Source organism: Nocardia sp. NPDC004604, assembly GCF_040609795.1.
GTDB lineage: Bacteria > Actinomycetota > Actinomycetes > Mycobacteriales > Mycobacteriaceae > Nocardia.
Genome location: NZ_JBEXLC010000165.1, coordinates 1 through 19,542, shown reverse-complemented (window position 1 = coordinate 19,542; position 19,542 = coordinate 1). Strand labels below are relative to the sequence as shown.

The following is a 19,542-nucleotide window of genomic DNA, read 5'->3' as shown; positions in this document are numbered from 1 at the left end:
GCCGATGAAGGTGGCCGCGGTGACGGTGATGCCGAGGCCGACGGCGACACCGGCGGTGAGCACGATTGCCGCCTGTGCGATGGCATCGCGGACCAATGCGCCGGAGGTCGCGCCCAGTGCCTTCAAGGTCGCGATATCGGGCATGCGCTGGACCGTCCACACGGTGAAGAATGCGCCGATCACCAGCGCCGAAATGGCGAACAGCAGCACCGTCATCAAGGTCAGCGAACCGTTTTCGGCCTTATACGAACCCAATGCCGACAGCGAGCCGGAGACGCTGGTCGAGGTGGTATGCGCGGATGCGTTGACAGCGGCCATATCCGGGATCCCGGACACCGCGAGCACCGTGGCTGCGCCACCACGCGGGCTCACCGACTGCCAGTCGGCGGGTGTCATCCAGACAACGGGGGTATGGCTGTACCAGTCGTCGCCCTGCACCGCGGCGACGCGGAATGTCGACGCACCGAGCGTGACGGTGTCACCGGCGATGGCGTCGAGCGCCTTGGCCGCGCCGGTGCTGAGCACCACCGTGCCGGAATCGGTTGCGACGCGATTGCCGAATGCCGTTCCCGCGGTGCCGAACAGCGCTACCTGCGCGGGTTTGGCCTCGCCTCGACCCGATACCGCACCCTCCGTCCGGCCGATGCCGATCGGGTCGACGGTGCCGGTCGAACCAGCGGCCGCCCGCCAGGTCTCGATCTGCTGCGGGGTGAGCGCCGAGGCGTCGAAGGAGGGATCGGCGCCGCTGTCGGCGAAGACGACGGCATCGGCGTGGATCGCCTCGATGGCGGAGATGTTCTGGTGCGCGAGCCCGGCGGTGAGACCGCTGAGAAAGCTCACCAGCAGCGCCACCAGGGTAACGACCAAGGTGATGAGCAGAAAGCGGCCGCGTGCGGCCCGCAGATCCCGGAGTGCGACGAACATGCCTTCACCCTGCCGCGATCACCCGCGCCCGCCATCGCGCACGCGGAGGAATGCACCCTGATCGAAGGTTGGGCGGCGTTTTACACCTTTCGATGGATGCCGCCCAGGTAGCCGCACATAAGCTGGCAGCGTGCATGCGTCGCCGTTCACCCCTGTCTTCACCGCATTGCGGCTGGGGCTGCATGTGCTGGTCACGACGCTGGCGGTGCTGGTGGCGGTGCGCGCGCTACTGCCCGGCGCCGGACATCCGCTCACCGTCGTAGCGCTGACCGGGGCATTCCTGGCCGTGTACTTCACGGGTGCGCTGGTCGGCCGCCACCCGGCGGGCATCCGCGCTTGGCTGGCGGCGCTGACGGTGCTGTGGCTGGCTCTGGTGGTGTTCGCGCCCGACGCCGGATATCTCGCATTCGGCATGTTCTTCCTGTACCTGCACCTGCTGCCGCGCCCGTGGAGTTTTCTCGCCGTCGGTGCGGCCACCGCGGTCGCGGTCATCGGCTTCGGGGTGCACCGCGGCTGGTCGGTGGCCGGTGCGATCGGGCCTATGCTCGGCGCGGCGGTCGCGGTCGGGATCGGGCTCGGCTATGCGGCACTGTTCCGGGAGTCCGCCGAACGTCAGGGTCTGATCGATGAATTGCTCAGCACCCGAGCGACACTCGCGGAACAGGAGCGCACGGCGGGCAAGCTGGCCGAGCGCGAACGACTGGCACAGGAGATCCACGACACCGTGGCCCAAGGGCTGAGCAGCATTCAGTTGTTGCTGCACGCGGCAGAGCAGTCCGCACCGGACCATCCCGCGCTGCAACAGATTCGGCTGGCGCGCGAGACCGCCGCGGAGAATCTGGCCGAAACCCGCAGGCTCATAGCGGAATTGACCCCGGCCGCACTGGAGGGGCAGAGCCTGGCGCAGGCGCTGGAACGCATCTGCCTGCGCGCCGAGGCGCCGGGACTGACCACCCAAATGGTGGTCGAGGGCACGCCGGAGCGACTGCCGATGCCGATCGAGGCGGCCCTGGTTCGGATCGCGCAGGGGGCGGTCTCGAATGTGGTGCGCCATGCGGGAGCGAGCCGGATGCGGCTGACCCTGACCTACTCCGACGCCGAGGTGTATCTCGACGTTGTGGACGACGGTATGGGCATCGACCCCGCGGTGCTGGATCGCGCGCCGTCGGGCACCTTCGGATTGGCCGCCATGCGCAGTCGCGTGGAGCAGCAGGGCGGCACCATGGCGTTGGAGTCGGAACCCGGCCACACCGCGGTCACCGTTACCTTTCCGCTCGAGCCTGAGATTGCCGAATCATACTCGGCTGCAATAGATTCTGATCATGCTGTGGGGCAGTCGGAGCCCGCGGCGGAATATCGATCCGAGCAATCGCGGCCGATGTCGATCGAATCTGCCCTGCCCACGCCGCAATCCGATACGACCTCCTCGAAATCGACCACGCTCGAACCGAATTCGACCGATCCGGAGCATCGCGCATGATCCGCCTACTGCTCGCCGACGACCACGCCATCGTGCGCGCGGGCCTGCGGGCGCTGCTGGAGAGCAATGCGGACATCACCGTCGTCGGCGACGCACCGACCGCCGAGGCCGCCGTGGGCTTCTGCGCAACCACACCCGTCGATCTGGTGCTGATGGATCTCAGCTTCGGTGCCGGCCGCTCGGGTGTGGAGGCGACCACCGAATTGCGTGCGCTTCCGAACCCGCCCAATGTCCTGGTCGTCACCAACTACGACACCGACGCCGATATTCTCGGCGCCATCGAGGCCGGAGCCTGCGGCTACATCCTCAAGGACACCCCGCCGGTGGAATTGCTCGCGGCGGTGCGGTCGGCGGCTGCGGGCGAGAGCGTGCTGTCACCCGCCGTGGCCTCCAAGCTGATGACCCGCGTGCGCCGCGCCGACACCACCCTGAGCCCGCGTGAAATCGAGGTGCTGCGGCTGGTGGCCCACGGCAGCTCCAACCGCGAGATCGCCAAGGAACTGTTCCTGAGCGAAACCACTATCAAATCCCACCTGGTGCACATCTACGCCAAACTCGGTGTCCGCTCGCGCACCTCCGCCGTCGCCCGCGCCCGCGAACAAGGCGCCATCTGAACAACCGTGCCCGGATCCGAACATCGATGGGCGCGCCACCAGCCGGCCGGCGATATGCACGCCGTCGGCGCAGGGTGGCCCTAGGGTTGGGGTATGGCCTCACTCTCGGATCCCGCGGTACGCGAATTCCTCTCTCATGGCAGCCGAACCGCCAAGGTCGCATTCACGGCCGCCGACGGACGCCCGGTGGTGACCCCGGTCTGGTTCGTCCTCGAGGGTGACGAGGTGGTGTTCAATACCGGCAAGGTTTCGGCGAAGGGCAAGGCGTTCGCCAGGGACAACCGGATCGCGCTCGTCGTCGATGTGGAGGCGGGCCCGTACCCCTCGGTCCAGGTCCAGGGCACGGTAACCCTGTCCGAGGATCCCGACGAACTCCTGCGCACCGCCACCGAGATCGGTGGCCGCTATATGGGCGCGGACCGCGCCGAGGAATTCGGCAAGCGCAACGGCGTCCCCGGCGAACTGGTGGTCCGGGTGCGTCCGACCAAGGTGATCCCCCACTTCGACGCGACAGCCTGAGCCCGCCATAGAGTGACCGGCACACGTCACAACGTCGGGCGGGGCTCCCAGCCTGCTGTGCGCATCGACTCGTAGATCTCGGTGAGTTGCTCGACGGTTGGCGGCGCGGTCGGCGCGGCAGCGGCGTAGAACTCCTCGACCTGCTCGAGTCCGCCGTGATGCTTGAAGTTCTCATACATGTGGGTTCTCCTGTCACGCCAGCCAGCCGGGCCAGTCGTCGACCCAGACGACCGGCCGGGGAATGGTGCCGTCGCCGACGCATGCCCACAGGGTGTTGGTCGGCATGCCGTGGTAGCGAGCACGGACAGCGGCCATGTCCGCGAATGCGGTGGTCGGTGGCCGTAGGAAGGGCTGACCTTCTGGTTCCCATGCATGGATGCAGGCCAGCGACCAGCCGGGATGATCGCCGACTTGAATGTCGGGACCGGGTATCCAAACGTGGGTGCTGTGCCGCCAGTAGCACAGCTGCCGATAGGGAACGCCGGACAGCAGCGCGAACTGACCGAGGCCGAAATACCGTCTGATTCCGGCGTCATAGCGGCCGGGCTGATAGGAGGCGGCACTCGGCATCGCCGACGCACGGATCTTCACTGTTCGATCTCGATGTCAACGATGGTGTGCGGCTCGATGTCGATGAATGAGACGGGCAGGGCTTCTTGCTCATCCAATTTGCGCCCGCTCAGGTCGACGAAGTCGAACTCTTCGATCCAGCCGTCCTCATCCGGGATGCCGGTCGTTCCGTCGCTGAAGATGATCAGGCTCACCGGAAGCGCTCGCTAGCCGGGACGATCCGCCCGGATTCCACCAGCGTCGAATACGCCATACGTTTCGCGGCGCAGCGGTCGATGGTGCAGTCCAGTCGTTCCCGCATCACCGCGTGAGCGTCGTCGACGGTGTACCCGATCTCGGGTGCGTGGTGGCAGGTGTCCTCCGAGGCGACCCGGTGCAGGATTTCATCGGCAGGTACCGCGCCTTCAGGTGTGCCGCCGGGGTCGACGATGTAGGGCAGGATGTAGACGATCAGACCCATCACCGCGATGACGGCGGCGATGATGGTGACGGTCGTGAGTTCTGCGGGCATTGGGCGGTACCCCTCGGTGCGTTGTTCCGGTAGGAGGCACTCGATGCCGAGGACGGCTCGCCCTCCGATCGGCGTCTTCGGCCCTTGAGTCAAGGTGGAGGTCCGGTCGTGCTGCTTCGGGGCAGTTTGTCGACCCGGCATCGGGTGCTGATTCAACTGTTGTGCCGAGCGGGCTTTGAAAGAAGTGACCCGGCGTGTACTGCGCGGGTACTCTCAGGGCACCGATTGGCACAGGGGAACCGATGAGCATTTGCGCACGGTGGACGGGCGTCGAAGCAAAAGCCTTCAGGGAAGCGACTCGGCTGAAGCAGGACGCATTCGCCGAATACATCGGAGTCGCATATGACACCGTGAAAAAGTGGGAGCGCCGCCTCGGTGACATCCGTCTGAGCAGTAGCTATGCAGCGCGCATGGATGAAAAGCTGGCCGCTGCGGATTCTGCTGTGGTGCAACGCTTTTGGTCGATCTTGCAAACGCCGACTGCCGTGAGCGGCGACGCCCTTGAATCCCAGCCGGTGCGAGCGATACGGGACTTGGCGGACGACGACTACATCGTGGTCTCAGCTCGGACACTCACAGGAGAGGTCACGTTGGTGGCGGTGCCGCGTCGGGACTTCGTCTTCGGAATCGGCGCCGGAGCGGTCGGTACGGCAATGTCCAGGCTTGCCGTAGTAACTGGACCCTCGTTGGCGGACAAGGCATTGGCAGGTATGTACGCCGACGCGGCCATCGATCATGTCGGGCATTTCGACAAGCTGCGCATGTCGCTGATCGAATCCGACAACGTCTACGGCTCTGCGCAGACCTTGTCGCATGTCCTCAGCGGCTTGAATCTGCTCGGACAGCTGAAGCGTGGCGGTGTGGGAGAGCCACAGGGGATCCTCCGAATGCAGGCGATGTTCGCCGAAACGGCGGCGTGGCAGTACCAGGACCAAAGAGACTTCGTGAACTCCCAGCACTGGGCAGCGAAAGCGCTGCAGTGGTCGCACCAATTGGCCGACGATTACTACATCGGGTTGTCTCTGGTGCGCATGAGCCAGCTGGCATGCGATCAGGGGGATGCGAAAGAGGCCGAGGAACTGGCCAACGCCGCACGGCGCTGTGCGCCTGAGGATTCGCTGTTCTCGGCTGCGGCGTTGACGTTCCGCGCCCACGCGATGGCGTTAGCCGGTGACCCCCGAGGCAGCGCTCGGGCTTACGACGATGCACGCAACATCGTGGCCCGGGCCGACTCCGACCCGAAGTGGGGCATGTTCCTCGACGATTCCTACGTCGATGCCTACCAAGCCCACACCTATGCTGAAACCGGCGAGTACCGGCGCGCCACAACCCAGTTCGCTGAGGCCATCGCTCGTATGCAGCCGGACTACCCCCGGGAAAAGGGGGTCTATCTTGCGCGTACCGCTGTCGCCCACATGGCCGCAGGGGACATCGAGCGCGCTGCCTCTGCTGGGCGGCAAGCTCTCACAATCGGTATCGGTACACGGTCGGCTCGCATCCTGTACATGGTCCGGCGACTCTCGGGCATGATCGACCCTGCCAGCACACAGACAGGTGTCGCCGAATTTCACGACGCCTTCGCAACCTGGGAGGCCGAGAGTTGCCACGACCGTACGTAGTGCTCTCCGTCGCCGTCAGCCTCGACGGCTACATCGACGACATCATCCCTGAGCGCCTGTACCTTTCAAACGATCGGGACTTCGACGGCGTCGACCAGTTGCGCGCCGAATGCGACGCCATCCTCATCGGTGCCGAGACCGTGCGCCGTGACAATCCTCGGCTGTGGCTACGCAGCGAGGAACGCCGACGGGCACGCGTAGCGGCCGGAAAGCCCCCGAATCTGCTCAAGGTGACCGTGACCCGCTCGGGGGATATCGACCCTGACGCTCGCATGTTCCACCACTACGTCGAGTCCGGTAAGCCGTTGGTGTACACCACCATCGAGGGAGCCGAGAAGATCGGTGACAGACTCAGCGCGGTCGCTGAAGTCACAGGGATCGCCGACCAGGATTTCTGGGGCACGCTGCTGGAGGATCTCGGCAGGCGCGGCGTCCAGAAGCTGATCGTCGAGGGCGGCACGCGTATTCACACGGCCTTCCTCGAGGCCGGACTGGCGGATGAGCTTCGGTACGCGGTCGCGCCGCTTATGATCGGCCAGGGCGAAGCGCCGCGATTCGTCAACCCTGCGGCGTTCCCGGGCGGCTCACGACGTCGATTGGAATTCGTAGACGCCAGTGTGCTCGATGACGTCGTAGTGCTGCGCTACCGCCCTAAGCGGACGAGCGCTACGCCAGCCGGTTCATAGCGGGCCGCGGCCGCAACGCCTCGCATGAACTTCTCGGCCCGACGTGACGGCCTCGTCATACACTCACCCGCATGACCGTGCACTTCATCGGGGCCGGGCCGGGAGCGGCGGATCTGTTGACCGTCCGGGCGGTGACACTGCTGCGCGACTCCCCGGTCTGCCTCTACGCGGGCACCTACCTGGACCCCGAGGTGCTGGCACACTGCGCCCCCGAGACCGAACTGATCGATACCCAGTATCTGGACATCGATCAGATCACCGAGCATCTGGTGCGCGCCCACCGATCCGGCAGGGATGTCGCGCGCCTGTGCTCCGGCGATCCATCGATCTACTCGGCCCTCACCGAACAAACCCGCCGCCTCGACGCACATGACGTCCCCTGGGACGTCACCCCCGGCGTCCCCGCCTACGCTGCGGCGGCCGCCCTGCTCGGCACCGAGCTGACCGTTCCCGAACTGGTCCAATCGGTGGTTCTCACCCGCACCCAGGCGCGTTCGACGAAGATGCCGGAGTCCGAAGCCCTGACCAACTTCGCCGATACCGGCGCCACCCTCGTCCTGCACCTGGCCATCACCCGAATCCGGACGCTCGCGGCCGAACTTATCCCGAACTACGGCCCCGACTGCCCGATCGCGGTAGTCTATCGAGCCAGCCAACCCGGCCAACTGATCCTGCGCGGTACTCTCACCGACATCGCCGACCAGGTCGAATCCGCGGGCCTGCGCCAAGCCGCCGTCATCCTCGTCGGCCGCGCGCTCGCACCAAACCCATCCTGTACGCAATCGCATCTCTACGATCCGGCGCGCGACCGGCGCCTACCTTCGCAAGCGGTGTGAGATGGGTGACAGTCACCTGGCAAACTTGCGATGACGCCGCTGCCTGGGGTGATGTTTCCCGGCTATGGGAGCTGATTGGTCGGGCGGCGGGGGCGACGGTAGATTGTTTCGGTGATCAGCAGTGAACTTCCCGGCGGAGCCGGTCGGTGGGCGGCGGGCACGGTCGCGCCCATGTAACAAGGTCGGCCTGGCGGGCAGATAGTGCCAATGAACATTTTTGCTTGATTGATGAGAACTGAACGCGGGAACGCAGACGCCATGCTCGGATAGGTGCGCGTCCTGTACCGGTGTTCGTCGGGGAGCGCTTGCGTGGTGTTCCGGAAGCGAGGTTACGGGTTGGACCGGCTGGATTTCGGCGGAAACGGCGAAACTGGTGACACAGAGGCGGACGCTACGCAGGCTGCTGCGGAGTACTTTCCGCTGTCGCCCGCACAGCTGGGCATCTGGTACGCGCAGCATGTGGATCCGCAGGTCCCGATCAATATCGCGCAGTACGTAGACGTCCACGGCGACATCGATCGGCTCGTGATGCGGGAAGCCACCATCATCGCCTCGCGCGAGTTCGGCTCGGGCTTCCTGCGGATCGTCGAACGCGATGGTCAGCCGCTGCAATACGTCGACTATTCGATCCCCGATTCCGACGATATCGGCTACGTCGATCTGCGGGCCGAGGACGACCCGGTCGCTGCGGGCCACGCCTGGATGCGCGCCGAGTACAGCCGTCCGTTGGACATGGTCAACGACCGCTTGATGATGAGTGCCGTCCTGCAACTCGGGGACCGGCACTGGTTCTGGTACTCGCGGGTGCACCACATCGTGCTCGACGGCTTCGGCGCGATGACGTACATGAAGCGGTTCGCCGATATCTACACCGCGCTGCTGAAGGACGTCGAGCCGCCGCCGTACAAGGCCGTCGATCTGCACACCGTGTACGAATCCGAGCTGGCCTACCGCGACAGCACCCGCTTCCAGTCCGATAAGGAGCACTGGGCCCAGCGCGTCGCCGGGTTGGAGGACGGAACCAGCCTGGTCGGTCGGTCCGCGCCACCGGCACCGCTCAACGGGGTGTCGAGTGCGGCATTGTCCGCGGAGCAGGAGGTACTGCTCGCCGACTCCGTTACCCGCCACGACAACTCTCCCGCCGGTCTGCTGATCGCGGGCTTCGCCGCGTATCTGGCCCAGTGGACCGGTGCGCAAGAGGTGATCCTGAGCCTGCCGGTGACCGCGCGCACCACCGCCGCGATGCGCCGCTCCGGTGGTGTGACCTCGAATATCGTGCCGCTGCGGCTGCGGGTCGGATACGACACCACCATCGCCGAACTGCTCCGCTCGGTCACCGTCGAGGTATCGGGCGGGCTGCGCCATCAGCGCTACCGTCACGAGGACATCCGCCGCGACAGCGCGGGCACTGCCAACACCGGAAATAGTGTCGGCGCGGAGTTCTTCGGCCCGTGGATCAACATCATGTTGTTCCACAACGAGGTCGTGCTCGGCGAGTCCCACGGCGAGTTCAACGTGCTCTCCACCGGCAGTATCGAAGACCTCGGTGTCAATTTTTATCAGTCGGCCGGCGGCACCCGCTCGCATATCGACTTCGAGACCAACCCGAACCTCTACACCGAAGCCGAAGCCGCACAGCATCATTCGCGGTTCCTGGAGTTCTTCGACCGGTTCCTGGCCGCGGACGCCGATGCCGTGGTGTGGGAGCTGCCGGCCACCACCGAGGATGAGCGGGAACTGTCCCTGGTGGAGTGGAACGACTCCGAGCAGGACGTTCCGGATACCACTCTGGCGGCGCTGCTCGATGCGCAGATCGAGCTGACCCCGGACAATATCGCGCTGGATTTCGAGGGCGCGCAGCTTACCTACGCCGACTTCGCCGCGCGGGTCAACCGGCTGGCCCGGTTCCTGATCGCCGACGGTGTCGGCCCGGAATCGCTGGTCGCGCTGGGCATGCGGCGTTCGCTGGACCTGGTGGTCGGCATGCACGCGGTGCTCAAGGCCGGTGGCGCGTACGTGCCGATCGACCCCGATCATCCGGCCGACCGCACCGCCTACATCCTCGAGTCCGCGGCACCGGTCTGTGTGCTGACCGTGTCCTCCGACGAGCTCGAGCTGCCCGATTCGGTGCGCCGGGTACAGATCGACACCCTCGACGTGTCGGCCTTCGATATCGCGCCGGTCACCGATGCGGATCGGCGGGCGCCGTTGCGTCCGGACAACACCGCGTATGTCATCTACACCTCGGGTTCGACCGGTCGCCCCAAGGGTGTCGCGGTCACCCACCAAGCGATCGTCAATCAGCAACTGTGGATGCTCGACGAATACCGCCTCACCGCGGACGACGTGTATCTGCAGAAGACCGCCACCACCTTCGACGTATCGCTGTGGGGCTACTTCCTACCGCTGATGGTCGGCGCGAAGCTGATCATCGCCGCACCCGACGGGCACCGCGATCCGCTGTATGTCGCCGATATGATCGAGCGGCACCAGGTGACCGTCACCGACTTCGTGCCCTCGATGCTGACGGTCTTCGTCGCGCACGTCACCGCCGCCCAATGCGCCACCCTGCGTGCGGTTTTCGTCATCGGTGAGGCGCTGCCGCCGGAAACCGCGGCAGGCTTCCGCGCGATCACGAGCGCCGGTCTGCACAACCTCTACGGTCCCACCGAGGCCGCGGTCTCGGTCACCTACTGGGAGGCCACCGCCGCCGATACCGTGACGGTGCCGATCGGTATCCCGGAGTGGAATGTTCAGGTCTACGTGCTGGATGCGCGGCTGCGGCCCGCAGCCGTCGGCGCGCCGGGTGAGCTGTACCTGGGTGGACGCCAGCTCGCGCGGGGCTACCGAGGCCGTCCCGATCTGACCTCGGATCGGTTCGTGGCCAACCCCTTCGGCACCGACGGCGAACGCATATACCGCACCGGTGACCTGGTGCGCTGGAATGCCGCTGGCACGCTGGAATACATCGGCCGCACCGACTTCCAGGTGAAATTCCGCGGTCAGCGCATCGAACTCGGCGAGATCGAAACGGATCTGCTCGCCCACCCGGCGGTCAGCCAAGCCGCCGTCCTGGTAGTGGATACCGCTACCGGCCAACAGTTGGTCGCGTATGTGGTGCCCGCGCCCGGACAGTCCATCGAATCGGCCGAACTCACCCGCTTCGTCGCGGAGAAGCTGCCGAGCTACATGGTGCCGGCGGCGATCATGGTGCTCGACGCGTTCCCGCTCAACACCTCCGGCAAGCTGGACCGAAAGGCGCTGCCGGAGCCGGTCTTCAGTGCGGACGCCGCCGGCTTCCGCGCCCCGCGTACCCAAGCCGAACAGATCGTCGCGGCCATCTTCGCCGATGTGCTCAGCCAGGAACGCGTCGGCATCGATGACAACTTCTTCGATCTGGGCGGCAACTCGCTGGTCGCCACCCAGGTGATGTCGCGGATCGGCGCGGCATTCGGCACCCAGATCGGGGTGCGTGCGCTGTTCGAGACCCCGACGGTGGCCGGTATCGCCGCCCGCGCCGAAACCGCGAGTCCCGCCGATGCCGCGCGGCCGCCGCTGGTCGCCCAGCAGCTGCCCGAGCGGGTGCCGCTGTCGCTGGCACAGCAGCGGATGTGGTTCATCAATCAGTTCGACTCCACGGTGCCCGCCTACAACCTGCCGTTCGTGGTGCGCTTGCGCGGCCAGGTCGATGTCGATGCACTGCAGGTGGCGCTGACCGATGTGATGGTGCGCCAGGAGTCGCTGCGGACCATCTTCCCGGAGTCCGGTGACGGCGGCTACCAGCTGGTGCTGCCGATGGACGAGATCGATCTCGGTATCGAGGTGCAGTCGATCGATCCCGCCGAATTGCAGGGCGTGCTGGTCGAATTCGCCGCCACCGGATTCGATGTCGCCACCGAACTGCCGATCCGGGTGCGGGTCTACCGCGTCACCGGTTCGAATAACGGAACCCCCGACTACGCGGTCGCGTTCGTCGTACATCACATTGCGGCGGACGGTTTTTCGTTCGGTCCGCTGGCCCGCGATGTTGCCGCCGCCTACCTGGCCAGGGCCGCCGGCGAGGCCCCGGTGTGGGCGCCGCTGCCGGTGCAGTACCGCGACTACTCGCTGTGGCAGCGTGAACTGCTCGGCGCGGAATCCGATCCGGGTTCCATGGCGGCCCGCGAAATCGCCTACTGGCGTAGGGCTTTGGCCGGTCTGCCGGATCAGCTCGACCTACCCGCCGACCGCCCGCGCCCGCCGGTGCAGAGCTTCCGCGGTAGCCGGGTCGGCTTCGATATCGATGTCGATCTGCACGAGCGCATCGCTGCATTCGCGCGCGCCCAGGGCGTCAGCGTATTCATGGTGCTGCACGCGTCGCTGGCGGTGCTGCTGTCGCGGCTGTCCGGCACCAGCGATATCGCCATCGGCACCCCGGTGGCCGGTCGCGGTGAGCAGGCGCTCGACGATCTGATCGGCATGTTCGTCAACACCCTCGTGCTGCGTTCGGAGGTCGACGGCAGCGAGGCCTTCACCGACTTCCTGACTCGCACGCGCGAGGGCGATCTCGCCGCATTCGCCTATGCCGATGTGCCGTTCGAGCGGCTGGTCGAGGTGCTCAACCCGACCCGTTCGCAGGCGCGGCATCCGCTGTTCCAGGTGATGCTCTCGTTCCAGGAGCTCTCGCACGGTTCGATGGAGCTGTCCGGCCTGTCGGTCACCGCCGATGAGCTCGAGGTCGATATCGCCAAATTCGACCTGCAGTGGACGGTCACCGAGGGACGCGGCGCGCACGGCGAACCCACCGGTATGTCGACCGTGGTGTCCTTCGCCACCGATCTGTTCGATGCCGAAACCGTCGCCGAATTCGGCCGCCGTTTCCTGCGCGTGCTCGAAACCGCCGTCACCGCACCGGAATCCGCGGTCCGCGATATCGATATCCTCGATGACGCCGAGCGCGCGACGGTGCTGCACGACTGGAACCGCACCGCCGATCCGGTGCCCGCCGCCACCGTGCTCGACCTGTTCGACGCGCAGGTGCGTCAACGTCCGGACGAGATCGCCGTCGTTTTCGACGGCGGTTCCCGCAGCGAAGGCGAGTTCGGGCCGCGAACCGAACTTACCTACTCCGAATTCTCGGCGCGGGTCAACCGCTTGGCCCGCAAGCTGATCGCCGAGGGCGTCGGTCCGGAATCGCTGGTGGCCGTTGGCATTCGCCGTTCGGTGGACATGCTCGTCGCCATCTACGCGACCATGACCGCAGGTGGCGGCTATGTGCCGATCGATCCCGATCACCCGGCCGAGCGCACCGAATACGTCCTCGCCAGCTCGAATCCGGTCTGCGTGCTCACCACGACCGCCGATGATGTCGCCGCCGGCGGTGACCATCGGGTGTTCCAGCTCGACACCCTCGACCTCGCAGACTTCGACGACGCGCCGGTCACCGATACCGAACGCCTTGCGCCGCTGCGGTCTTCGAACACCGCCTACGTGCTCTACACCTCCGGTTCGACCGGCCGACCCAAGGGTGTGGCGATCAGCCATGCCGGTGTCGTCAACCAGATCGCCTGGATCACCAGTGAATACGGCATCGACGCCGCCGATGTGATCCTGCAGAAGACGCCGGTCACCTTCGACGTGTCGGTGTGGGAGCTGTTCGGCACCCTGGCAGTCGGCGCGCGCATGGTCATCGCCGCGCCGGACGGTCACCGCGATCCGATGTACCTGTCGGAGATCATCGGCCGCCACGGGGTCACCATGACCTCGTTCGTGCCCTCGATGCTCTCGGTCTTCGCGGGGGCCGCGTCCGCGGACGAATGCGCTTCGCTGCGTGCGGTTCTCGTCGCCGGTGAGGCGCTGCCGCCGGCCACGGTGACCGCATTCCGGCAGTTCTGCGGTGCCGCCGTGCACAACCTGTACGGTCCGACCGAATTCACCGTGCACGCCACCGCCTGGCATATCGATGAGGTCGCGCCGACCACGGTGCCGATCGGCCGCCCGGTGTGGAATGCGCAGACCTATGTGCTCGATGCGGGCCTGAACCCGGTGCCGGTCGGAGTGCCCGGCGAGCTGTACCTGGGCGGTGTCCAGGTGGCCCGCGGCTACCACGGCCGCCCCGACCTGTCGGCGGAGCGGTTCGTCGCCGACCCGTTCGGCGCACCGGGCGCGCGCCTGTACCGCACCGGCGACCTGGTCCGCTGGACCGCGCCGCAGGATCTGGCAACCGGGACCGCCGGTGTGCTGGAGTACATCGGCCGCACCGACTTCCAGGTGAAATTCCGCGGCCAGCGCATCGAACTCGGTGAGATCGAAACCGCGCTGCTCGAACATGCCGCGGTCACCCAGGCCGTCGTGCTCGTCATGGATACCGTTGCGGGCGATCAGCTGGTCGCCTATGTGGTCACCCCGGGCGGCGCCGCCGATATCGATGACATCAAGAACTCGCTGCACCGCACCCTGCCCTCGTACATGGTGCCCTCGGCGATCGTCGGCCTGGACGCGTTCCCGCTCAACCCGTCCGGCAAGCTGGACCGCAAGGCGCTGCCCGCGCCGGTCTTCGAGGTGCGCGAATTCCGTGCGCCGACCACCCCGATCGAGGAGATCGTCGCCCAGATCTTCGGTGAGGTGCTCGGCATCTCCCGGGTCGGCGTGGACGACGACTTCTTCGAACTCGGCGGCAACTCGCTGATCGCCACCCAGGTCGCCTCGCGCCTCGGCATCGCGCTCGACACCCGGGTGCCGGTGCGCATGCTGTTCGAGGCCACCACTGTGGCGGCGCTGGCGTCGCGGGTGGAATCGCATGCCGGTGATGGCGCGCGCAAGGCGCTGGTGGCCAGGCAGCGGCCCGAACAGGTGCCGCTGTCGCTGGCGCAGCAGCGCATGTGGTTCCTCAACCGGTTCGATACCGAATCGGCGGTCAACAACATCCCGGTCGCGATCCGGCTGTCCGGTGACCTCGATGTCGCCGCACTGCAGGTCGCGGTCATCGATGTGATCGACCGGCACGAATCGCTGCGCACCGTATTCCCGGAGACCAAGAACGGTCCGGTGCAGCGGATTCTGGATGCGGCACAGATCGTTCCGGACCTGACGCCCTACCGGGTCACCGAGGAGACGCTGGTCGAGCATCTGGTCGACCTGGCCTCCATGGCCTTCGACGTCACCGATGAGGTGCCGCTGCACGCCCGGCTGTTCGAGATCAGCGAATCCGAATATGTGCTCGGCATGGTGGTGCACCACATTTCGGCCGACGGCTGGTCCATGGGACCGCTGGCCCGCGATGTCATGGTTGCCTATGCCGCGCGCACCTCGTGGGAATCGCCCGCCTGGTCCGCGCTGCCGGTGCAGTACGCCGACTACGCGCTGTGGCAGCGCGAGGTGCTCGGCTCCGAGGGCGATCCGAATTCGTTGATTGCCAGCCAGATTCGCTACTGGACCGACGAACTCGCCGGTCTGCCCGACGAATTGGTGCTGCCATCGGATCGTCCGCGTCCGGCGGTCGCCTCCTACCGGGGTGGCACCTACGCGTTCGTGATCTCTGCCGAGACCCAGCGCGCGCTGATCGACTTGGGGCGCAAGCACAATGCGTCGCTGTTCATGGTGATGCACAGTGCGCTCGCGGTGCTGTTGGCGCGGGCCAGCGGTACCGGCGATATCACGGTCGGCACCCCGGCCGCCGGTCGTGGTGAGGCCGCGCTCGACGATCTGATCGGCATGTTCGTCAACACCCTCGTGCTGCGCACGAATGTGGACGGCTCCGCCAGTTTCGCGGATCTGCTCGCGCAGGCCAGGGAAACCGATCTGCACGCCTTCGCACATGCGGACCTGCCGTTCGAGCGGTTGGTCGAAATCCTGAACCCGGCTCGTTCGCAGGCGCGGCATCCGCTGTTCCAGGTGATGCTGGCCTTCCAGAACACCAGACAGGCCAATCTGGAACTGCCCGGACTGTCGGTCAATGGCATCGACTACGACGCCAGGCTGGCCAAGTTCGACCTGCAGCTGACCCTGCAGGAGACCCAGGAGCTGGGTGAGGCGGCCGGTATGTCGGCCGAATTCTCCTATGCGCTCGACCTTTTCGACGATGCGACGGTGGCGGCGTTCGCGCGGCGCCTGGATCGGGTGCTGGCGGCCATCATCGCCGATCCGACGGTGCCGGTCGGCGATATCCAGCTGCTCGACGCTGACGAAACCGCGCTGGCGCTGACCGGCTGGAACGACACCCGGCGCGATTTGCTGCCGCGTCGCCAGCCCGGACGCACCCCGCGTCGTTCCGGTGCTCGCCGGGGTGACGCGGCTGGGCTCACCTTGGTTGGCGAGTTCGCCGCGCAGGCAGCCGCCACACCGGATGCGGTCGCGATCGTAGATCCGGCGACCGGAACCTCGCTCACGTACGCCGAATTCGGTGCGCGCGTGCACCGGTTGGCGCGTCGACTCATCGAAGCCGGTGTCGGTCCGGAAAAGCTCGTCGCCCTTGGCCTGCGGCGTTCGGTCGATCTGGTGGTCGCGGCGTACGCGGTGCAGGAAGCGGGCGGCGGCTACGTGCCGCTGGACCTGGACCAGCCGACCGAGCGGATCAGCTATGTGCTCGAGTCGGCGGCACCGGTCTGTGTGCTGACGACCTCGCGCGACAACTTCGAGAGCGGCGGTCTGCCCACGCTGTCCATCGATGAACTGGAGCTGTCCGGATACCCGGACGAGCCGGTCACCGATGCGGAGCGGATCGCACCGCTGCGGGCGCAGAACACCGCGTATGTGATCTTCACGTCGGGTTCGACGGGGCGCCCGAAGGGTGTTGCGCTGCCGCATGCGGCTGTGGTGAACCAGATCCGTTGGATCACTGGTGAGTACGGCATCGGTGCCGATGATGTGGTGCTGTTCAAGACCCCGGCGACGTTCGATGTGTCGGTGTGGGAGTTGTTCGGCCCGTTGTCCACTGGTGGCCGGATCGTGGTGGCGAGCCCGGATGGGCATCGTGACCCGCAATATCTGGCGGAAGTCATTGCCGCTGAGCGGGTTACCATGACTTCGTTCGTGCCTTCGATGCTGACTGTGTTCGCGGGCAGTGTGGATGCTGCCGGTGGTGCGGCGCTGGAATCGCTGCGTGCCTTGCTTATTGCCGGTGAGGCGTTCACCGGTGATGCGGTCGCGGCCATTCGCCGGGTCAGCTCCGCCGAGCTGTACAACCTCTACGGCCCAACCGAATTCGCGGTGCACGCGACCCACGGACCGGTGGCGCAGGGGCTGGTCGGCGCGGTGCCGATCGGCCTGCCCGTCTGGAATGCCCAGGCGTATGTGCTCGATGCCCGCCTGCATCCGGTCGCGCCGGGTGTCGCGGGTGAGCTCTATCTCGCGGGTGCGCAGTTGGCGCGCGGTTACTTCGGACGTACCGATCTGACCGCGGATCGCTTCGTTGCCAATCCGTTCGGCGCGTCCGGTGCCCGGATGTACCGCACCGGTGACCTGGTCACCCGCAATGCCAACGGGGCCATCGTTTACTTGGGCCGCACCGACTTCCAGGTCAAGCTGCGCGGTCTGCGCATCGAGCTCGGTGAGATCGAAACCGCCCTCACCGCGCACGATGCGGTCGCACAGGCCGTGGCGCTGGTGCGTGCGGATGCCCGTACCGGCGATCAGCTGGTCGCCTATGTGGTGCCGGCGAACGGCGGCACGGTCGATCTCGATGAGCTGCGCGCGCACCTGAGCGAGCAGCTGCCCTCGTATATGGTCCCGTCCGCCATTGTGGTGCTCGATGCCATGCCGTTGAACCCCAACGGCAAGCTGGACCGCCGCGCACTGCCCGAACCCGTCTTCGAGGCACGGGAATTCCGCGCGCCGTCGACCCCGATCGAAGAGATCGTCGTCGGAATTTTCAGCGATGTGCTCAGCCATGACCGGATCGGCATCGACGACAATTTCTTCGATCTCGGCGGCAACTCGCTCGTCGCTACCCAGGTGGTGGCGCGCCTCGGCGCGGCCCTGGATACTCAGGTTCCGGTGCGGCTGCTGTTCGAGGCGCCGACCGTGGCCGCGCTCGCCGCGCGCATGGAGGCCAATGCCGGGGCCGGTGGCCGTCAGGCGCTGACCACGCGTCCGCGTCCGGAGTACCCGCCGCTGTCGCTGGCGCAGCAGCGGATGTGGTTCCTCAACCGCTTCGACGCCGATTCGGCCGCCGACAATATCCCGGTGGCGGTGCGGCTGCACGGACATCTGGATCTGTCCGCGCTGCGCGGTGCCATCGCCGATGTGATCACCCGGCACGAATCGCTGCGCACGATCTACCCCTCCCACGAGGGGGTGGCCTACCAGCAGGTGCTCCCGGCCGCGCGGGCACTGCCGGAACTGGAGATCGTCCCGGCCGCCGAAAGCGAAATGGGCAACGCCCTCTACGAATTCATCGGCCGCGGCTTCGACGTGACCACCGAATCCCCGGTGCGGATTCGGCTCTATCAGGTCGAGCGCACGCCGCTGAGCAGCAAGAAGTGGCGCGACAACACTCAGGATCACGTGCTCGCGGTCGTCGTGCATCACATTGCGGCGGACGGCTTCTCGATGCGTCCGCTGGTGCGCGACCTCATGTCGGCCTATATCGCGCGCAGCTCCGAATCCGCGCCGGTCTGGGCGCCGCTGCCGGTGCAGTACGTGGATTACGCACTCTGGCAGCGCGAAACCCTTGGCGCCGAGGACGATCCGACCTCGCTGATCTCCGAACAGCTCGGCTACTGGCGGGAAACCCTGGCCGGACTGCCCGAGGAACTGCGTCTTTCGCCGAAGCCGCGGCCGGTGGTTGCCTCGTATCAGGCACGGACACACCGATTCCGGCTGCCCGACACCCTCGTCGACGCGCTGAACCGCGTCGCGCACGAGCACAGCACCACGCTGTTCATGGTGGTGCACAGCGCCTTCGCGACGCTGCTCGCGCGGCTGAGCGGTTCCGATGACATCGCCATCGGCATCCCGGTAGCCGGTCGCGGTGAGCAGGTGCTCGACGACCTGGTCGGCATGTTCGTCAACACCCTGGTTTTGCGTACTCAGGTTGATCCGTCCGAATCGTTCGCCGACCTGCTCGGACAGGTGCGCGAGCGCGATCTGCAGGCCTTCGCGCACGCCGATGTGCCGTTCGAGCGGCTGGTCGAGGTGCTCAACCCGGCCCGCTCGCAGGCGCGGCATCCGCTGTTCCAGGTGATGCTGTCGTTCCAGAACCTCGGCCGCACCTCGCTCGAATTGCCGGGCCTCGCCGTCTCCGAACTGGGCATCGACCAGCCGACCGCCAAAGTCGACCTGCAGCTCACGCTGAGCGAGGGCGCGGAATCCGAGATGGATGCCGAACTCGTCTATGCCACCGACCTTTTCGACGAGCCGTTCGCCGAATCCTTCGCCGAGCGCTTCGTCCGGGTGCTGCACGGTATCACCGCCGCACCGGCGGTCGTGGTGGGCGATATCGACCTGCTCGACGACACCGAGCGCGCCCTGGTGCTCGACCAATGGAACGACACCGAATTCCCGGTGGACGCGGCGCTCACCTCACCGGTGGGCGATGCGGCGGCGACACTGGTTTCGCTGTTCGAGGCGCAGCTGGTGCGGACCCCGGACGAGTACGCGGTCAGCTACGAGGGGACCAGTCTGTCCTATGCCGAGTTCGGCGCCCGGGTGCACCGGTTGGCGCGCTGGCTGAAGCAGAACGGTGTCGGCCCGGAATCGTATGTCGCCCTTGGTATGCGGCGCTCGATCGATCTGGTGGTCGGCATGTACGCGATCAATGCCGCCGGTGGTGCCTATGTGCCGTTGGATCCGGATCATCCGGGTGA

General features: G+C 66.5%; 12 protein-coding genes. 7 read left to right on the top strand and 5 right to left on the bottom strand.

Translation table 11 applies throughout. The annotated features are described in order from the left end of the window. The coding region (locus tag ABZW16_RS37185) for an ABC transporter permease (protein ID WP_354960823.1) at window positions 1-924 on the bottom strand (924 nt) is incomplete at its 3' end. A 130-nt stretch (window positions 925-1,054) separates the two neighbouring features. Here ABZW16_RS37185 and ABZW16_RS37180 point away from each other — a divergent pair. The 3 genes from ABZW16_RS37180 (at window position 1,055) to ABZW16_RS37170 (ending at window position 3,537) form a co-directional block, all read left to right on the top strand. After that, on the top strand, window positions 1,055-2,404 hold the full coding sequence (locus ABZW16_RS37180) for a sensor histidine kinase (protein ID WP_354960822.1): 1,350 nt from the start codon (window positions 1,055-1,057) through the stop codon (window positions 2,402-2,404). Beyond that, the gene (locus tag ABZW16_RS37175) at window positions 2,401-3,018 is read left to right on the top strand and encodes a response regulator transcription factor (protein WP_354960821.1); all 618 of its coding nucleotides are present in this window, start codon (window positions 2,401-2,403) and stop codon (window positions 3,016-3,018) included. The genes ABZW16_RS37180 and ABZW16_RS37175 overlap by 4 nt, the downstream gene beginning before the upstream one ends. 93 nt (window positions 3,019-3,111) lie before the next feature. Beyond that, window positions 3,112-3,537: a PPOX class F420-dependent oxidoreductase gene (locus tag ABZW16_RS37170; RefSeq protein ID WP_354960820.1), complete on the top strand. Its 426-nt coding sequence runs from the start codon at window positions 3,112-3,114 to the stop codon at window positions 3,535-3,537. A gap of 26 nt (window positions 3,538-3,563) precedes the next feature. Here the strand turns inward: ABZW16_RS37170 and ABZW16_RS37165 are convergent, their stop codons facing one another. Genes ABZW16_RS37165 through ABZW16_RS37150 form a run of 4 tightly spaced genes read right to left on the bottom strand, consistent with a single transcriptional unit; the run spans window position 3,564 to window position 4,618 of the window. Next, window positions 3,564-3,716 (bottom strand): hypothetical protein, encoded by a 153-nt coding sequence (locus ABZW16_RS37165; RefSeq protein ID WP_354960819.1) that lies wholly within the window; start codon window positions 3,714-3,716, stop codon window positions 3,564-3,566. A 13-nt stretch (window positions 3,717-3,729) separates the two neighbouring features. Further along, window positions 3,730-4,128 (bottom strand): hypothetical protein, encoded by a 399-nt coding sequence (locus tag ABZW16_RS37160; protein ID WP_354960818.1) that lies wholly within the window; start codon window positions 4,126-4,128, stop codon window positions 3,730-3,732. Continuing rightward, window positions 4,125-4,301 carry a hypothetical protein gene (locus tag ABZW16_RS37155; protein WP_354960817.1) on the bottom strand — a complete coding sequence of 59 codons (177 nt, stop codon included), beginning with the start codon at window positions 4,299-4,301 and terminating at the stop codon, window positions 4,125-4,127. Before ABZW16_RS37155 ends, ABZW16_RS37160 begins: the two co-directional genes overlap by 4 nt. After that, entirely contained in the window at window positions 4,298-4,618 is a 321-nt protein-coding gene (locus ABZW16_RS37150; protein ID WP_354960816.1) for a hypothetical protein, read from the bottom strand. The genes ABZW16_RS37155 and ABZW16_RS37150 overlap by 4 nt, the downstream gene beginning before the upstream one ends. A 242-nt stretch (window positions 4,619-4,860) precedes the next feature. Here ABZW16_RS37150 and ABZW16_RS37145 point away from each other — a divergent pair, with 242 nt between their 5' ends. The 4 genes from ABZW16_RS37145 to ABZW16_RS37130 all read left to right on the top strand — a co-directional run. Further along, window positions 4,861-6,237 carry a hypothetical protein gene (locus ABZW16_RS37145; protein WP_354960815.1) on the top strand — a complete coding sequence of 459 codons (1,377 nt, stop codon included), beginning with the start codon at window positions 4,861-4,863 and terminating at the stop codon, window positions 6,235-6,237. Next, a complete protein-coding gene (locus tag ABZW16_RS37140) occupies window positions 6,219-6,923 on the top strand; it encodes a dihydrofolate reductase family protein (protein WP_354960814.1) in 705 nt (234 codons plus the stop codon). The genes ABZW16_RS37145 and ABZW16_RS37140 overlap by 19 nt, the downstream gene beginning before the upstream one ends. Window positions 6,924-6,994: 71 nt before the next feature. Beyond that, the gene (gene cobM, locus ABZW16_RS37135; RefSeq protein ID WP_354960813.1) at window positions 6,995-7,759 is read left to right on the top strand and encodes a precorrin-4 C(11)-methyltransferase; all 765 of its coding nucleotides are present in this window, start codon (window positions 6,995-6,997) and stop codon (window positions 7,757-7,759) included. Window positions 7,760-8,068: 309 nt separating this feature from the next. Continuing rightward, window positions 8,069-19,542 (top strand): amino acid adenylation domain-containing protein (locus tag ABZW16_RS37130; protein WP_354960812.1); only part of this gene is annotated, 11,474 nt, incomplete at its 3' end.